11 protein-coding genes are annotated in these 16,329 nt (G+C 67.6%); 10 read left to right on the forward strand and 1 reads right to left on the reverse strand.

Annotated features, from left to right (window positions below; all coding sequences use genetic code 11):
- The 9 genes from C8C92_RS15195 (at position 1) to C8C92_RS15235 (ending at position 13,857) form a co-directional block, all read left to right on the forward strand.
- Positions 1–1,302, forward strand: a complete 1,302-nt coding sequence (locus tag C8C92_RS15195) for a TIGR03087 family PEP-CTERM/XrtA system glycosyltransferase (RefSeq protein WP_116744449.1) — start codon at positions 1–3, stop codon at positions 1,300–1,302.
- The gene (xrtA, locus tag C8C92_RS15200; RefSeq protein ID WP_116744450.1) at positions 1,299–2,873 is read left to right on the forward strand and encodes an exosortase A; all 1,575 of its coding nucleotides are present in this window, start codon (positions 1,299–1,301) and stop codon (positions 2,871–2,873) included. The genes C8C92_RS15195 and xrtA overlap by 4 nt, the downstream gene beginning before the upstream one ends.
- A complete protein-coding gene (locus tag C8C92_RS15205) occupies positions 2,863–4,065 on the forward strand; it encodes a TIGR03088 family PEP-CTERM/XrtA system glycosyltransferase (protein WP_116744451.1) in 1,203 nt (400 codons plus the stop codon). Before xrtA ends, C8C92_RS15205 begins: the two co-directional genes overlap by 11 nt.
- Positions 4,066–4,075: 10 nt before the next feature.
- Positions 4,076–6,028 (forward strand): XrtA/PEP-CTERM system amidotransferase, encoded by a 1,953-nt coding sequence (locus C8C92_RS15210; protein WP_116744452.1) that lies wholly within the window; start codon positions 4,076–4,078, stop codon positions 6,026–6,028.
- 4 nt (positions 6,029–6,032) lie between these two features.
- Positions 6,033–7,256, forward strand: a complete 1,224-nt coding sequence (locus C8C92_RS15215) for a TIGR04063 family PEP-CTERM/XrtA system glycosyltransferase (RefSeq protein ID WP_116744453.1) — start codon at positions 6,033–6,035, stop codon at positions 7,254–7,256.
- Entirely contained in the window at positions 7,253–9,688 is a 2,436-nt protein-coding gene (locus C8C92_RS15220) for a glycosyltransferase (RefSeq protein WP_116744454.1), read from the forward strand. Before C8C92_RS15215 ends, C8C92_RS15220 begins: the two co-directional genes overlap by 4 nt.
- Positions 9,689–9,909: 221 nt before the next feature.
- On the forward strand, positions 9,910–10,944 hold the full coding sequence (locus tag C8C92_RS15225) for a zinc-dependent alcohol dehydrogenase (protein WP_205704624.1): 1,035 nt from the start codon (positions 9,910–9,912) through the stop codon (positions 10,942–10,944).
- 94 nt (positions 10,945–11,038) lie between these two features.
- Positions 11,039–11,743: a hypothetical protein gene (locus C8C92_RS15230; protein ID WP_116744455.1), complete on the forward strand. Its 705-nt coding sequence runs from the start codon at positions 11,039–11,041 to the stop codon at positions 11,741–11,743.
- Between the two features lie 158 nt (positions 11,744–11,901).
- Positions 11,902–13,857 (forward strand): cytochrome c/FTR1 family iron permease, encoded by a 1,956-nt coding sequence (locus tag C8C92_RS15235; protein WP_116744456.1) that lies wholly within the window; start codon positions 11,902–11,904, stop codon positions 13,855–13,857.
- A 40-nt stretch (positions 13,858–13,897) separates the two neighbouring features.
- On the opposite strand, the gene C8C92_RS15240 is transcribed toward C8C92_RS15235, so the two are convergent.
- On the reverse strand, positions 13,898–15,277 hold the full coding sequence (locus C8C92_RS15240; protein WP_116744457.1) for an amidohydrolase family protein: 1,380 nt from the start codon (positions 15,275–15,277) through the stop codon (positions 13,898–13,900).
- Positions 15,278–15,425: 148 nt separating this feature from the next.
- On the opposite strand from C8C92_RS15240, the gene C8C92_RS15245 reads away from it, so the two are divergent.
- Positions 15,426–16,310, forward strand: a complete 885-nt coding sequence (locus C8C92_RS15245; RefSeq protein ID WP_116744458.1) for a LysR family transcriptional regulator — start codon at positions 15,426–15,428, stop codon at positions 16,308–16,310.
- Positions 16,311–16,329: the final 19 nt, after the last annotated feature.

Genomic DNA, 16,329 nt, shown 5'->3' on the forward strand with positions numbered 1-16,329 from the left:
ATGCGCGAACTGCTCTTCCTCACCCACCGCCTGCCGTATCCGCCCAACAAGGGCGACAAGATACGCTCGTGGCACATGCTGCAGTACCTGAGCCGGCATTTCCGCGTGCACCTGGGCTGTTTCATCGACGATGACGACGACTGGCAGCACGCGAAAACCGTGGCCGCCCTGTGTGCCAGCACGCGCTTCATTGAACTGCGGCGCGGCACGGCCCGCTGGCGCGCCCTGCAGGCGCTGCTGTCGCGGCAAGCCATGAGCGTGCAGTACTACCGCGATGCGCGCCTGCTGCAATGGGTCGATGGCTTATTATCTAGCGGCAAGGTGCGCCATGCGCTGGCCTTTTCCGGGCCCATGGCGCAATACATCGATGGCAGCGCGGGCCGCGCCCTGCACCGCGTGATCGATTTCGTCGACGTCGATTCCGACAAATGGCGCCAGTACGGCGACAGCAAGCCGTGGCCCCTGTCGCTGCTGTACCGGCGCGAAGCGCAACTGCTGCTGCAGTACGAGCGCCATATCGCCCAGCAGTTTACGGCCGCCAGCTTCGTCTCGCCCGCCGAAGCGGCCCTGTTCCGCCAGTGCGCGCCGATGGCGCGGCGCAAGACGGGATTTTTCAATAACGGCGTCGACACGAACTATTTCGCGCCGATGCCGGCGCAGAGCGCAATCTATCCGCCCGGCGTGCAGGCGCTGGTATTTACGGGCGCCATGGATTACTGGCCCAACATCGACGCCGTGCAATGGTTCGTGCGCCACGTCTGGCCCGCGCTGCGGCGCCAGTTTCCCCAGTTGCAGTTTTATATCGTCGGCAGCGCGCCCGTGCCCGCCGTGACGGCGCTGGCCAGGGTGGGGGGCGTGGTGGTGACGGGCAAGGTGCCCGACATCCGGCCCTATCTGGCTGGCGCGGCGCTGGCCGTGGCGCCGCTGCGCATCGCCCGTGGCGTGCAAAACAAGGTGCTCGAAGCGATGGCGATGGGCAAGATCGTGCTGGCCACGCCGCAAGCGCTGGAAGGCATCGCCGCCCAGCCGGGCCTGGAACTGCTGCTGGCGCGCGACGACGCCGAATTCATCCACCATGCGGCGCGCGTGCTGCGCAACGCCCGGGGCGACGGGGCCGAAGGCAGCGGCGCGGCCATCGGCGCGGCGGCGCGCCAGCTGGTATTGCAAGATTACAACTGGGAACGCAATCTGCGCGGCCTGGGCGCCATGCTGGGCCTGCCTGCCGAGGCCGGTACCGAGGCCGATGCGGGAGCCAGCACTGCCGGCATGCCGACGCTGCCCGTGCGGGAGCCATCCACATGAGCTTGCAGCTCGACCAGGTCGCCCGCATGCCCGACGCGGCCGTGCTGCCGCATGAGCATCATGGCCAAGGCCGGCGCCAGGCCGCCCTGGCAGCCCTGCTGCTGGCCCTGGCCGCCGTCGTGCTGCTGTACCACGCCACCTTCTGGTCGATGCTGGAATTGTGGTCGCGTTCACAAACCTTCGCGCACGGTTTCCTGATCGTGCCCATCAGCTGCTGGCTGGCCTGGCGCCAGCGCGCCCGCCTGGCTGCGCTGGCGCCCCAGCCGTCGTGGCAAGGCTTGCTGCTGCTGGGGGCGCTGGGCCTGGCCTGGCTGCTGGCCGACGCCGCCAACGTGCCCGTGGTGGAACAATATGCGGCCACGGCCATGCTGCCAGCCTGCGTGCTGGCCATCCTCGGCTGGCCGGCCGTGCGCCTGCTGGCCTTTCCCCTCGCGTATCTGTTCCTGGCCGTGCCGTTTGGCGAAGTCTTCCTCGATCCCCTGATCGACTTCACGGCCGCCTTCACGGTCACCGCGCTGCAATGGACGGGCGTACCTGTGTTTCGCGATGGCAACAATTTTTCGCTGCCTACCGGTAACTGGTCGGTAGTGGAAGCGTGCAGCGGCTTGCGCTACCTGATTGCCGCGCTGGCCCTGGGCGCCCTGTACGCCCATGTGCACTGCCACAGCGCGCGGCGGCGCCTGGCCGTCATGGCCGCCGCCCTGCTGGTGCCCATCCTCGCCAATGGCGTGCGCGCCTACCTGATCGTGATGCTGGGCCACCTGAGCAACATGCGCCTGGCAGTGGGCGTCGACCATCTGATCTATGGCTGGCTGTTCTTCGGCCTGGTGGTACTGCTGCTGTTCTGGCTGGCCGCGCGCTGGCGCGAATTGCCGCTGGCGCGCGCCGTGCCATTCGCCGCCGGGCCCGGCGCCAGCCCGCACGCCGTCGTGCGCGCCAGCGTGGCTTGCCTGCTGCTGGCGGCGCTGTGGCCGGCGCTGGCGCTGGCCAGCCACCGCGACGACGGCGCCGCGATGCCGGCGACCGTGCTGGCCTTGCCCGATCCGCCCGCCTGGCAGCGCCTGCACGATGCGGCGCCAGCCTGGCAGGCGCCGTATGCGGGCACGCCCGCGCGGTTTGCCGCCACGTATGCCCGCCAGACCGGCAGCGGCGCGCCCGTGGGACTGCAACTGCACTGGTATGCGCGCCAGGCGCGCGATGCCGAACTGCTGACACACCAGTCCTCGCCATACGGCGCGCGCTGGATGGCGCTGGCGCAGCGCGTGCAAGACATCACCCTGGCCGGCGGCGCCCTGGCCGTGCGCGAAAGCGTGCTGGGGCGCGGTGGCGAACGCCTGCTGGTGTGGCGCGTCTACCGCCAGGGCGGCATCATTACGGCGCGGCCCGTGCTGGTCAAGCTGCTGCTGGCGCAAGCCAAGCTGCTGGGCAGACGGCAGGATGGCGCCGACATCCTCGTCTTTGCCGCCTACGACGAGCTGGCGCCGCCGCCGCGCGCGCGCCTGCACGCCTTCCTGCAGGCGGCGCTGCCCGTCATCGAACAACGCTTGCAGGAGCTGCCGCATGGCCCTTGACCTCGATGCCGGCGGCACGGAAGCGGCCAGCACCGCCCCGCTGATCGTGCACGTGATCCACCAGCTCGACGTGGGCGGGCTGGAAAACGGCCTGGTGAACCTGATCAACCATCTGCCGCCCGAACGCTACCGGCACGCCATCGTCTGCCTGAAGAACGCCACCGCGTTTCGCCAGCGCCTGACCACGCCCGGTGTCGACGTCATCAGCCTGGACAAGCACGAAGGCAAGGACTGGCGCCATTACCTGCGCCTGTACCGCGTGCTGAAACAGCTGCGCCCGGCACTCGTGCACACGCGCAACCTGGGCTGCCTCGAAGCGCAACTGCTGGCCTGCCTGGCCGGCGTACGCCTGCGCGTGCATGGCGAACACGGGCGCGACATGAGCGACTTGCACGGCACCCGCCGCAAATACCGGCTGCTGCGCAAATGCATGCTGCCGCTGGTGCAGCACTTCATTGCCGTCAGCGCCGACCTGGGCCACTGGCTGGTGGACAGCATCGGCGCGGCGCCCGCACAGGTATCGCACATCGGCAATGGCGTCGACAGCGTGCAATTCCATCCTCGCCTGGGGCCGCCGGCCGCCGTCGGGCCGCCCGGCTTCCTGTGCAACGGCGCCTTCGTCATCGGCAGCGTGGGCCGCATGGCCGCCGTCAAGGACCATGCCTCGCTGGTGCGGGCGTTCCTGCTGTTGCTGGCGCAGCCGGGTGCCCGCGCGCGCCTGCGCCTGATCATCGTCGGCGACGGGCCGTACCGCCAGGCGTGCCTGGAGCAGCTGCAGCAGGCCGGCGTGGCCCATCTGGCCTGGCTGCCCGGCGCGCGCGACGACGTGGCGCAGCTGCTGCGCGCGATGGATCTGTTCGTGCTGCCCTCGCTGGCCGAAGGCAGTTCGAACACCATCCTCGAAGCGATGGCGACGGGGCTGCCCATCGTCGCCACGCAGGTGGGCGGCAATGCGGAACTGGTGCAGTCGGGCTGGAGCGGCACCCTGGTGCCACCCGGTTCTCCCGACATGCTGGCCGACGCCATGCTCGACTACTACAGCATGCCCGAACTGGGCCCGCGCCACGGCGCGCGCGGGCGGCGCCAGGTGCTGGCCGAGCACAGCCTGCCCGCCATGGCCGGCGCCTACCTGGCCGTGTACGACCGCCTGACGGGCGCGCGCCAGCCCTCTCCCCTGTCCACTTATCCCTGAAAGGCCTCCCATGTGCGGCATCAGCGGCATCTTTGATTTGCAGGGCCAGCGCGACATCGATGTGCTGCTGCTGGCGCGCATGAACCACAGCCTGCACCATCGGGGACCGGACGAAGGTGGACTGCACCGCGAGCCGGGACTGGGCCTGGCACACCGGCGATTGTCCGTGATCGACCTGGCCAGCGGCCAGCAGCCGCTGTTCAACGCCGACCGCAGCATCGCCATCGTCTTCAATGGCGAAATCTATAACTATCGCAGCCTGATGGCGGAACTGCGCCAGTTCGGCCACACTTTCCGCACCAGCAGCGACACGGAAGTCATCGTCCACGCCTGGGAACAGTGGGGAGAACAATGCGTGCAACGCCTGCGCGGCATGTTCGCCTTCGCCCTGTGGGACCGCCGGCGCCACCTGCTGTTCCTGGCGCGCGACCGCCTCGGCGTGAAACCCCTGTACTACGGCGAGGCGCAGGATGGCACCCTGCTGTTCGGCTCAGAACTCAAAGCCCTGCTCGCGCATCCGGCCATGCCGCGCACGCTCGATCCGCTGGCCGTGGAAGAGTATTTCGCCTACGGCTACGTGCCCGAGCCGCGCAGCATCTTCGAGCACGCGCGCAAGCTGCCGCCCGGGCATACCCTGTCGATTCGCGCCGGCCAGCCGCTGCCCGCGCCGCAAGCGTACTGGGACATTCCATTCACGCCGAATCCCCCCGCCAGCGAGGCGCAGGCGGCCGACGAACTGCTGGCGCGCCTGCGCGAAGCGGTGCGCATCCGCATGGTGGCCGAAGTGCCGCTCGGCGCCTTCCTCTCCGGCGGCGTCGATTCGAGCGCCGTCGTGGCGCTGATGGCCGGCGCCAGCGCCAAGCCCGTCAACACCTGCTCCATCTCGTTTGGCGACCCCGCGTACAACGAAGCGCGCTACGCCGACCTGGTGGCGCGCCGCTACGCCACGGCGCACCACGCGCGCCAGGTCGAGCAAGACGACTTCGAGCTGATCGACCTGCTGGCCAATCTGTACGACGAACCGTTCGCCGACAGTTCCGCCATGCCGACGTACCGCGTCTGCCAGCTGGCGCGCCAGAGGGTCACGGTGGCCCTGTCGGGCGATGGCGGCGATGAAAGCCTGGCCGGCTACCGGCGTTACCGCCTGCACACGCGCGAAGAAAAAGTGCGCAAGGCGATGGACCCGTTGCTGCCGGCCGGCTTGCGCCAGTCGCTGTTCGGCACCCTGGGGCGGCTGTACCCGAAGGCCGACTGGGCGCCGCGCTTCCTGCGCGCCAAGACCACCTTCGAAGGCCTGGCGCGCGACACGACGGACGCGTATTTTCACGGCGTCAGCCTGTTGGGCGACGCCATGCGCGCGCGCCTGTTCAGCCCCGAGCTGCGGCGCAGCCTGCACGGCTACCGCGCCGTCGAAGTGCTGCGCCGCCACGCGCTGGCCAGCCCCGCGCAAGATCCGCTGTCGCAGGTGCAGTACCTGGACCTGAAAACCTACCTGCCCGGCGACATCCTCACGAAAGTCGACCGGGCCAGCATGGCGCATGCGCTGGAAGTGCGCTCGCCGCTGCTCGACCATGAACTGGTGGCGTGGATGTCCGGCCTGCCGCCGCAATTCAAGCTGCGGCGCGGTGTAGGCAAATACCTGCTGAAAAAAGCCCTGCGCCCGCTGCTGCCCGACACCCTGCTGTACCGCCAGAAGATGGGCTTTTCGGTGCCGCTGGCCGACTGGCTGCGCGGCCCGCTGCGCCAGCGCCTGCAACAGCGCCTGCTGGGCCCCACCCTGGCGCAATGCGGCCTGTTCGACATGGACTACGTGCGCCTGCTGCTCGAGCAGCATGCGAGCGGGCGGCGCGACTACAGCGCGCCCTTGTGGGCGCTGCTGATGTTCGAGGCTTTTTTGCGCCAGGTGCTGCCCGTCGATGGCCGCCAGGAGCCGGCGCCCGCGCCAGCCATGGCGGTGGAGTAAATCCATGCGCATCCTGCACATCCTCGACCATTCGCTGCCTCTGCACAGCGGCTACACGTTTCGCACCCTGGCCATCCTGCGCCAGCAGCGCGCGCTGGGCTGGCACACGACGCAACTCACGAGTGCCAAACAGGGGCCGTCCGACAGCGCGCAGCAGCTGGTCGACGGCTGGCATTTCTACCGCACGGCGCCCGATGCACGCTGGTGGGCGCGCCTGCCCGTGCTGCGGCAAGTGGCCGTCATCCTCGGCCTGGCCGTACGCCTGCGCCAGCTGGCGCAGCGGCTCAAGCCGGACATCCTGCATGCGCATTCGCCCGCCCTGAACGCCATCGCCGCCATCAATGCGGGCCGCGCGCTGGGCATTCCCGTCGTATATGAAGTGCGGGCCTTCTGGGAAGACGCGGCCGCCGACCATGGCAGCAGCCGGCCCGGCGGCCTGCGCTACCGGCTCACGCGGGCGCTGGAAACCTATGCGCTGCGCCGCGCCGACGCCGTCACCACCATCTGCGACGGTTTGCGCCGCGAGCTGTGCGCGCGCGGCGTGCCCGCGCATAAAATCACGGTGATCCCGAACGCCGTCGATGCGGGCGCCTTCAAGGCCCCTGATAACCCGGCATTGGCACGCACGCTGGGTCTGGATGGCCATCCTGTGATCGGCTTCATCGGCTCGTTCTACGCCTACGAGGGACTGGCGCTGCTGCTGCGCGCCATGCCGCGCCTGCTGGCGGCGCAGCCGGCATTGCGGCTGCTGCTGGCCGGTGGCGGCCCGCAGGAAGCGGCGCTGCGCGCGCTGGCGGCGCAGCTGGGCATACAGTACGCCGTGGTCTTCGCGGGCAGAGTGCCGCATGCGCAGGTGGCCGCGTATTATCAGCTGGTCGACATCTGCGTGTATCCGCGCCTGCCGATGCGCCTGACGGAACTGGTGACGCCCTTGAAACCGTTGGAGGCGATGGCGCAGGGCCGCCTGGTGGTGGCGTCCGATGTGGGCGGCCACCGCGAACTGGTCGACCATGGCAAGACGGGCATGCTGTTTCGCGCCGGCGACGCCGAAGCGCTGGCGCTGGCGGTATTGCACCTGCTGCTGGCGCCCGCCAGCTGCGCGGCGCTGCGGCGCCAGGCACGCGCCTTTGTCGAGACGGAGCGCAGCTGGAGCGCCAGCGTGGGCCGCTATGCGCCCGTGTATGCGCGCCTGGCAGCGGCGCGCAGGGTGGCGGGAGTGGCGCCATGATCTTCTCTGGCTTGCGCATCGCCCTGGTCGGCCCGCTGCCGCCGCCGGCCGGCGGCATGGCGAACCAGACGGCGCAACTGGCGCGCAAGCTGCGCGACGACGGCGCGCAAGTGCAGCTGCTGGCCGTCAACGGCCCCATGCTACCACCCTGGCTGGAGCGCATCCGCTACCTGCGCGCGGCGCTGCGCCTGCCCGTGCACTTGTGGCGCCTGTGGCGTACGGCCAATACGGTGGACCTGTTCCACATCATGGCCAATTCCGGCTGGTCCTGGCATCTGCACGCGGCGCCGGCATTGTGGATCGCCAGCCTGAAAGGCAAGCCGGCCCTGCTCAACTACCGGGGCGGCGAAGCGGCCGCCTTTTTTGCCCGTTCGCCGCGCCTGGTGGCATTCAGCCTGCGCCGCGCCAGCGCCATCGTCGTGCCCTCGGCCTACCTGGCCGGCATTTTCGAACAATATGGCCATACGGCCCACATCGTGCCGAACGTGGTGGACTTGCAGCGTTTTACAAGGGTTGCGCCGCGTGCGACTGGCGATGCTGGCCCGTGCATTCTCGTGGCGCGCCACCTGGAAGCGCTGTACGACAACGCCAGCGCCGTGCGCGCCTTTGCCCTCGTGCGAGCAAGCTATCCCGGGGCGCGCCTGGTGCTGGCCGGCGGCGGACCGCAGCGCGCGGCGCTGGCACGCCTGGCCAGGTCGCTCGGCGTTCTTGCCTCGGTGCGCTTTGCCGGCCCCGTCGACAATGCCGCCATGCCGGCCCTGTACCAGGCCAGCGACATCGTCCTCAATCCTAGCCTGGCCGACAACATGCCCATTTCCGTGCTCGAAGCACTGGCCTGCGGCGTGCCCGTCGTCAGCACCAATGTGGGCGGCATCCCCGCCCTGCTGCAGGACGGCGTGACGGCGTCGCTGGTGCCGCCCGGCGATCCGGCCGCCATGGCGCAGGCCATCCTGGCGCTGCTGCGCGACCCGAGCCGCGCGCAAACGCTGGCAGACGCGGGCCTGGCGCACGCCGCCACTTTCGACTGGCCCGGCATCGCGCCCGGCCTGGCCGCGCATTACCGCCGCATCCGCGCCGCGCCGCGCCCGGGCGCCTACACGCGCTGCGTGGCCCGCTGGCTGTTTCCCCTGCATGAATGGCTCAAGGGCCACCACAGCGTACGCCTGCTGCGCCGGCTGGAACGCTCGCAGTGGTGGAGCGCGCAGCAGTTGCAGCAGTGGCAGCTGGCGCGCCTGCGCGCACTGCTGCGCCACGCGGGCGCGCACGTGCCCTACTACCGCGCGCTGTTTTCCAGCAGCGGCTTCGACCCGGAACAGGTGCGGCAACTGGCCGATTTGGCGCGCCTGCCGCTGCTGCGCAAGGCTGATATCGCTGGCGCGCGCGACAGCTTCAAGTCGGCCCGCGCCGTGGGCTTGCGCCCGTTCGCCACGGGCGGCTCCAGCGGTGAGCCGCTGCAGTTTTTCCTGGGACGGCGCAGGGTCAGCCACGACATCGCGGCCAAGTGGCGCGCCACGCGCTGGTGGGGCGTCGATATCGGCGACCGCGAAGCCGTCTTGTGGGGCTCGCCCATCGAGCTGCAGGCGCAAGACCGCCTGCGCCGCCTGCGCGATGCGCTGCTGCGCACCACCCTGCTGCCCGCGTTTGCCATGTCGCCCGCGCGCCTCGATGGCTACGTGCAGCACTTGCGCCGCTGGCGTCCACGCATGCTGTTCGGCTACCCGTCCGCGCTGTGCCGCATCGCCAGCCACGCCGGCGCGCGCGACCTGCCCCTCGACGGCCTGGGCGTCAAAGTGGCGTTCGTCACGGCCGAGCGCCTGTACGACGAGCAGCGCGCGCAGATCGCCGCCGCCTTCGGCTGCCCCGTGGCCAATGGTTACGGCGGGCGTGACGCGGGCTTCATCGCCCACGAATGCCCGGACGGCGGCATGCACATCACGGCCGAAGACATCATCGTGGAAATCCTTGATGGCAATGGCCAGCCGCTGCCGCCAGGGGCCACGGGCGACATCGTCGTCACCCACCTGGCCACGCAGGACTACCCCTTCATCCGCTACGCCACGGGCGACGTGGGCGCGCTGGGCACGCAGCCCTGCGCCTGCGGCCGCGGTTTGCCCCTGCTGCACAAGATTGAAGGGCGCAGCACGGATTTCCTCACGGCCGTCGACGGCACCGTCATGCACGGCCTGGCCCTCGTCTACATCGTGCGCGAACTGCCGCAAGTGCGCAGTTTTAAAATCATCCAGGAAAGCCTGCTGCGCACGCGCGTGCTGCTGGTCTGCGTGGCGCGCCTGGACGACGCCACGCGCAGCACCATCGTCACCGGATTCCAGGCCAGGCTGGGCGCGCAGGTGGACATCGCCATCGAGGAAGTCGACGAGATCGCGGCGGAAGCGTCGGGCAAGTACCGCTACGTGGTGAGCAAGGTGGCGTAGGCGCACGCCACGGACCGGGATAGCAACGCCGGTCTGGCTGGCGATTTTCGCACGCGAGTCGCTGCGCTTGAAGTTTTAGGCACCGTGCGCTCACACATTGATGTAGATCAATCAATTTTCGAATTGCATGCAGCAGAATATGATCATTCGCAAGTGTCTGTTGACCAGCCCATGGCAGGGCGCGCGACTGACGCCACTCCAACTCCATAAGGAATAACATGATCCCCACTACCATGAAAGCCGCCGTCGTCGAACAACTGGGCCAGCCCCTGGTGCTGCGCGACGTCCCCGTGCCGGTGCCCGGCCCCGGCCAGATCCTCGTCAAGACGGAAGCTTGCGGCGTGTGCCACACGGACTTGCATGCGGCGCGCGGCGACTGGCCCGTCAAGCCTGCACCGCCGTTCATTCCCGGCCACGAAGGCATCGGCCTGGTGGTCGCCATGGGCACGGGCGTGACCGAAGTACAGTTGGGCGACCGGGTCGGCGTGCCCTGGCTCTACTCGGCTTGCGGCCATTGCGAACATTGCCTGGCAGCCTGGGAAACCGTGTGCGCCGAGGCGCAGTTCGGCGGCTACACCAAAAATGGCGGCTTTGCCGAATACATCCTGGCCGACCCGCGCTACGTCGCGCATATTCCAGCCGGGCTGTCCGCCGTGCAGGCAGCACCCATCATCTGCGCCGGAGTGACCAGTTACAAGGGCATCAAGGAAACGGGCGCGCGGCCGGGCCAGTGGCTGGCCGTGTCCGGCATCGGCGGCCTGGGCCACCTGGCCATCGAATATGCGGTGGCCATGGGCTTGCGCGTGGCGGCCGTCGACATCGATGAAGGCAAGCTCGAACACGCGCGCGCCCTCGGTGCCGAAGTGACCATCAACGCGCGCCAGGGCGACCCCGTGGCGGCCCTGCGCGAAGCGACCGGGGGCGGCGCCCACGGCGTGCTGATCACGGCGCCGTCGATCGATGCCTTCCAACAAGGCGTGGCGATGACGCGCAAGCGCGGCACCTGCGTATTGGTCGGCTTGCCGCCGGGGGACTTCCCGACGCCGCTGTTCGACGTCGTCGCCAATTGCGTGACGATACGCGGCTCTTTCGTGGGCACGCGCCAGGACATGGCCGAGGCGCTGGCCTTTGCCGCCACCGGCAAGGTCAAGGCCGGGATCGAATTGCAGCCGCTGTCGGCCATCAATGAGATCTTCAGCCGTCTGGAGCATGGCAAGGTGGCCTCGCGCGTGGTGCTCGATTTCAGCGGCAATTGAGCTACGCCTGAGCAGAGTGCCAACTGCGCCGGTGTGTCGTGCGACGGCAATTCCATTTTTGTTGCCATAATTGCATATTACAAAGGACACACCGATGAAAATTTCTCTTGCTTGCCGGCTGGCCTGCGCCGCCCTCGCCTGCGCCGCTCCCGCCAGCGCGGCCGAGCCGGCCGCGTCCGCCTTGCCCGGGCACTATTACCTGCAAGGCGTCATGGAAACGGGCTCCGAACTGCTGCTGAAAAAGGATGGCACGTTCGAATGGATGCTCAGTTATGGCAATACCGACGAGCAAGCCAGCGGCGAGTGGCGCGTTGCCGGCGACACAGTGACCCTGGTGGCGGGCAATGGCGGCAAGGAGCCGCAGTTCCGCGTGTTCGAGGAAGCGGAAATGCGCATCCAGAAACCCGCCGAAGCGGGCCAGTGGGTGGCCATCGTCGGCTTTCCCCAGGTGGGACCGATGCCCGGCGTGGAGGTAAAATTCGAAGCGCACAGCGGCAAGACGGCCACGGCCGTCAGCGTGGCGAACGGCGACGCCATCGTGCGCATGCCGGCGTCGGAGCGCTGGGTGCGCGCCGGCTTGCGCCGCCAGGGCTCGACAGCCGACTATCAATGGCTGGCCGTGCCGCCCGAGCGCGCGCAGCAACGCCTCGCCGCCTTCGCCGTCACCGACGCCAGGTGGCTCAGGGGCCAGGCATTCCAGAAGCTGGCTTTGCGCGTCGTCAAAGGCGGGCTGAAAGTCGACGCTGCGGACAGCAGCATGGCCAGGGGTTTGTACGCCAAACCGGCATCGAAGCAGTAGCCTTCAATCCATCTCGTTCCATTCCACAAACACGCCGCCCTGGCCAATACTCTTGACCAGGGCGGCGCCGTTTGCGCCCACGCGCAGCCGTGCGCCGTTGACACCCCGCACGGTCTGTCCTATAGTCGCCGGGTTAACAAGAAATGAGAATGAGAATCATGTTCATTAAAGTGAAAAAGTGGCTCGCCTGCTATCCGCTCGTCGCTGCCAGCCTCAGCCTCAGCCTGCTAATGGCCGGTGGCGCGCAGGCGCAAGTGGCCGATCCTGGCGCCGGTGCCAAGCAATTGTGGCAATTGATTGATTATGTGGCCGTCGATTACAGCGGCGCTGTCGAGCACGGCAAGGTGGTCAGCGAAGCGGAATACGCGGAAATGCTCGATTTTAGCGACAACGCGACGACACAGATCGCCGCCCTGCCCGCCCACGCGTCGCAGCCGGCCATCGCCGCCGCCATCGCCGACCTGCGCCAAGCCGTCGTCGCCAAGGCAGACGGCGTGGAAGTCAAACGCCTGGCGCACCATGCGAATGGCTTGCTGATCGCCGCCTACCCGATTCCCGTGGCGCCGAAAGTGCTGCCGAACCTGGCGCGCGGCGCGGCCCTGTATGCGGCCCAGTGCGCTTCCTGCCACGGCGTGGCCGGTGGCGGCGACGGTCCGCTGGCGGCCAGTCTGGAACCGAAACCGATCGCCTTCACGGATGGCGAACGGGCGCAGTCGCGCAGCGTGATGGCACTGTACCAGGTCATTTCGCAAGGCGTGGCGGGCACGTCGATGGCCAGTTTCGGCCAACTGTCCGAGAACGAACGCTGGGATCTGGCCTTCTATATCGGCGGCATGTCGCACGATGCGGCGGCAATTGCGCGCGGCGAAAAGCTGTGGCAGGACGATCCGCGCAGCAAAAAACTGTATGCGGACCTGGCCGCCGTGACGACCTTGACGCAGGAAGCCGTGGCCGCCAAGCTGGGCGCGGACGAGGCGCAAGCCTTGACGGCGTACTTGCGCGGCGCCCCTGGCAAGGCCGAGGCGCACAAGCCGACGGGCCTGGCCCTGTCGCGCCTGCGCCTGGCAGAAAGCCTCGCCGCCGTGCACGCGGGCGACCGCGCGGGCGCCACGCGCCTGGGCCTGTCGGCCTACCTGGACGGTTTCGAGCCGATCGAGCCGATGGTCGGCGCGCGCAACAAATCCCTGCTGCTGGCCGTGGAAAACGCCATGCTGGCCTACCGTTCCGCCGTTGCCAAGGGCACGGTAGCCGACGCCGAAGCGGCCGGCGAGAAGCTGCAGCAACTATTTACCCACGTGGAAGCGGAGCTGGGCGACGCCAAGGCCGAGCCGATGACGACCTTTATCGGCGCCCTGACGATCTTGCTGCGCGAAGGCGTGGAAGCGCTGCTGATCGTGATCGGCATCATCGCCTTCCTGCGCAAGGCCAAGCGCAACGATGTCATGCCCTACGTGCATGGCGGCTGGATCAGCGCGCTGGTGGCGGGCGGCCTGACATGGGTGGCGGCAACGTACCTGGTCACCATCAGCGGCGCCAGCCGGGAAGTGAGCGAAGGGCTCGGTTCCGTGTTCGCCGCCCTGGTCTTGCTGAGCGTGGGCCTGTGGATGCACCAGAAGAGCAGCGCCGGGCGCTGGCAGGAATACCTGCACGAGAAACTCACGGCGGCCATGACGCGCCGCTCCGCCTGGGGCCTGTTCGCCCTGGCCTTCATCGCCGTCTACCGCGAAGTGTTTGAAACCGTGCTGTTCTATTCCGCCCTGGCGGCGGACGGCAATGGCGGCGCCCTGCTGGGCGGCTTCCTGGTGGCCATCGTGCTGCTGGTCGTGATCGCCTGGGCCTTGCTGCGCACGAGCGCCCGCATGCCGATTGGCAAGTTCTTCTCGTGGACGTCCGCCTTCGTGGCCGTGCTGGCCGTGATTTTGATGGGCAAAGGCGTGGCCGCGCTGCAGGAAGCGGGCTGGATAGGCGTCACCCCCGTCGACTTCATGCGCGTCGACCTGCTGGGCATCCTGCCGACCATGGAAACTCTACTGGCGCAGGCGGCCATCCTGGCCATCATCGTCACCGGCTATGGCTGGAACCGTTACTCGGCAGGCAAGCACAAGCCGGCCTGAGACTGAAACACCGGCGTAGGCAGAGCTCACATGGCGCTGTCTACGCCTGGTGGATCGGTGCGAACGACTGGGCAAACAGATCGGGCTCGTAAGCGGCGGCACTGAACAGGTGGCCACAGGATTCGTCGATCGCGGCGCGCAGCCTTGCCTGATCCACGCCCAGCACGACGCTACCGCGTTTGCGCACGCGCCCGCCAATGATGACGGTATCGATATTGCTGCGCTCAGTCGCATGCACGACGGTACCGATGGCGTTATTGACAGGATACAAATTGAGGTCGCCGGTGCGTATCAGCACCAGGTCGGCCTGCTTGCCTGGCCTCAAACTCCCGATACGCTGTTCCAGCCCCGCCACTGCGGCGCCGTCTATCGTGGCGGCTTCCAGCAAACGGAAGGCATCGGTGGGCGCGGCCGCATGGCGATGTCCCTGGCAATTTCCCATTACCCGCTGCAGGTAGAACGCCACGCGCATCTCCATGAACATATCGCCGCTATACGAGGTCTCGTTGTCGACACTGAGACCAGGGCGTATGCCGTGCCGGTGCGCCGCCTGCCAGGCGTTCATTCCATCCTCGATACCGTAGTGGGCATCCGAACGCGGGCATACATTGACGCGCACGCCTGCCTCGCGCAAGATGCGCCAGCCCGATTCCGGCAGGCAGGTGCAGTGGTTGAAGATGTTGTCGCTGCCGAGCAGCCCCTGCCGGTGCAGTCCAGCCAGCTCGGTCGCCATGCCAGCGCCAAAAAACTCGGTCACGATGGGAATACCCAGTTTACGGGCGACGACCCACTGCTCCGGTTCCAGCTGCGCCATCATGGCCAGCGTCACCAGGCTGTCGGGATTCGTAAAATACTTGGCCTGCAGGCGCGCCAGGTTACCTGGCCAATGCGCCTTGTCCCACTCGCCCGACACGGGTGCCCCCGAAGCGTGCACGGCCCGGATGCCCGCATCGAGCAGCGCTTCGACCGCCGCATCGGAGTGCGCCCCCGTGCGGCTATTGTGCGAGTTGTCGATCACGGTCGTGATGCCGGCATCGATGGCGCCCAGGGCCGTGAGCAGGTTGCCCACGTAGATGTCGCGGGGCCGGTAGTATTTGGCAAACGAGAAATGCGTGGCGTTGCAATAATCCTCGAGCGTTGCCGCATTCGGGTTGATGCGGCGCAGCTGGCCTTCCCAGGCATGGCGGTGAGTATCGACCATGCCGGGAATGGCGATCATCCCTGCGGCATCGATCACTTCGGCGCCGTCGGCTTGCAGATTCTGGCCGATGGCGGCGATGACGCCATCGGCTATCAGGATGTCGCCCTTGGGCAAATTTCCAACCTTGCCATCCATGCTGATGAGGGTGGCGCCTTTGATCAGCATCTTGTGCGGGGCTGGTGCCAGCGGAGCCAGCAATTGAGGAGCTTGATAATGCATGCTTGATTCCTGCTATAGGTAATGGGTTGCACACAGTCTAGTGCAGGCAAACCTGCGGAAAAAGTAGCGCCGTGTGTTTTCACCATGCAGAAAATCCGAATAATATTGGGTTATAGTGCCGTCTCCCCTACTGCTACGAAGACAAGACATGGACCGCATACAAGCAATGCAGGTATTCCTTCGCGTGGTCGAGAGCAGGAGTTTCGTGCGCGCGGCGGAGACCCTGGGTTTGCCCGCATCGTCGGTGACCGCCATCATCAAGCGGCTGGAAAAGCATTTGCAGACGCGCCTTCTGAACCGCTCCACCAGAAACCTCAGCCTGACACCGGAAGGCGAGCGTTACTTCCACCGCTGCCGCGAGATCATCGAGCTGATCGCCGACACCGAAGCGAGCCTGCAAGGTTCCAGCGAGCGTCCGCAAGGACGCTTGCGCGTGGATATGCCTGGCGGCATTGCCCATGCCGTGATCCTGCCGCAGCTGGCGCAATTCCAGCAGCGCTATCCCGATATCTACCTGATGATCGGCGTCAATGACCGCCAGGTGGACTTGATACAGGAAGGCGTCGATTGCGTGATCCGCACCGGCAGCCTGGAAGACTCGACCCTGGTCGCGCGCCGCCTGGGCGAGCTGCGCTGGATCACTTGCGCAGCGCCGTCCTACCTGGCCGAACACGGTGTTCCCGCAACCCTGGAGGATTTGCCGGGACACCGTGCCGTCCACTACTTTTCCAGCACCATGCGGCGTGGCAGCGACCTGCATTTCATCGAAGACGGCACCAGCATCGCCGTTCCCCTTCCCGGCACGGTCGCCGTCAACGAAACGGGGCTGTACATCGAGCTGGGCCTGGCCGGCCATGGCTTGATGCAGCTGGCCGAGATCCTCATAAGCGGCCAGCTGCAGGCCGGGGAACTGGTCGAGGTGCTGGCCGACAGGCGGCCGGCGCCCGTGCCGGTATCGCTGCTCTACCCGCATCAGCGCTTTCTCTCGCCGGCGATGCGGGCGTTTACCGACTGGACGGCCGGGCTGTTCTGAGCTGCCCTGAGCGCCTCGC

The sequence above is a fragment of the Janthinobacterium sp. 78 genome (assembly GCF_003096775.1).
GTDB lineage: Bacteria > Pseudomonadota > Gammaproteobacteria > Burkholderiales > Burkholderiaceae_D > Janthinobacterium > Janthinobacterium tructae.

What these genes read in the sequence shown, in the direction of transcription:
- C8C92_RS15235 (WP_116744456.1), top strand. Translation starts at nt 11,902, where the DNA reads ATGTTCATTAAAGTGAAAAAGTGGCTCGCCTGCTATCCGCTCGTCGCT.
- xrtA (WP_116744450.1), top strand. Translation starts at nt 1,299, where the DNA reads ATGAGCTTGCAGCTCGACCAGGTCGCCCGCATGCCCGACGCGGCCGTG.
- C8C92_RS15210 (WP_116744452.1), top strand. Translation starts at nt 4,076, where the DNA reads ATGTGCGGCATCAGCGGCATCTTTGATTTGCAGGGCCAGCGCGACATC.
- C8C92_RS15215 (WP_116744453.1), top strand. Translation starts at nt 6,033, where the DNA reads ATGCGCATCCTGCACATCCTCGACCATTCGCTGCCTCTGCACAGCGGC.
- C8C92_RS15195 (WP_116744449.1), top strand. Translation starts at nt 1, where the DNA reads ATGCGCGAACTGCTCTTCCTCACCCACCGCCTGCCGTATCCGCCCAAC.
- C8C92_RS15230 (WP_116744455.1), top strand. Translation starts at nt 11,039, where the DNA reads ATGAAAATTTCTCTTGCTTGCCGGCTGGCCTGCGCCGCCCTCGCCTGC.
- C8C92_RS15245 (WP_116744458.1), top strand. Translation starts at nt 15,426, where the DNA reads ATGGACCGCATACAAGCAATGCAGGTATTCCTTCGCGTGGTCGAGAGC.
- C8C92_RS15205 (WP_116744451.1), top strand. Translation starts at nt 2,863, where the DNA reads ATGGCCCTTGACCTCGATGCCGGCGGCACGGAAGCGGCCAGCACCGCC.
- C8C92_RS15220 (WP_116744454.1), top strand. Translation starts at nt 7,253, where the DNA reads ATGATCTTCTCTGGCTTGCGCATCGCCCTGGTCGGCCCGCTGCCGCCG.
- C8C92_RS15240 (WP_116744457.1), bottom strand. Translation starts at nt 15,277, where the DNA reads ATGCATTATCAAGCTCCTCAATTGCTGGCTCCGCTGGCACCAGCCCCG.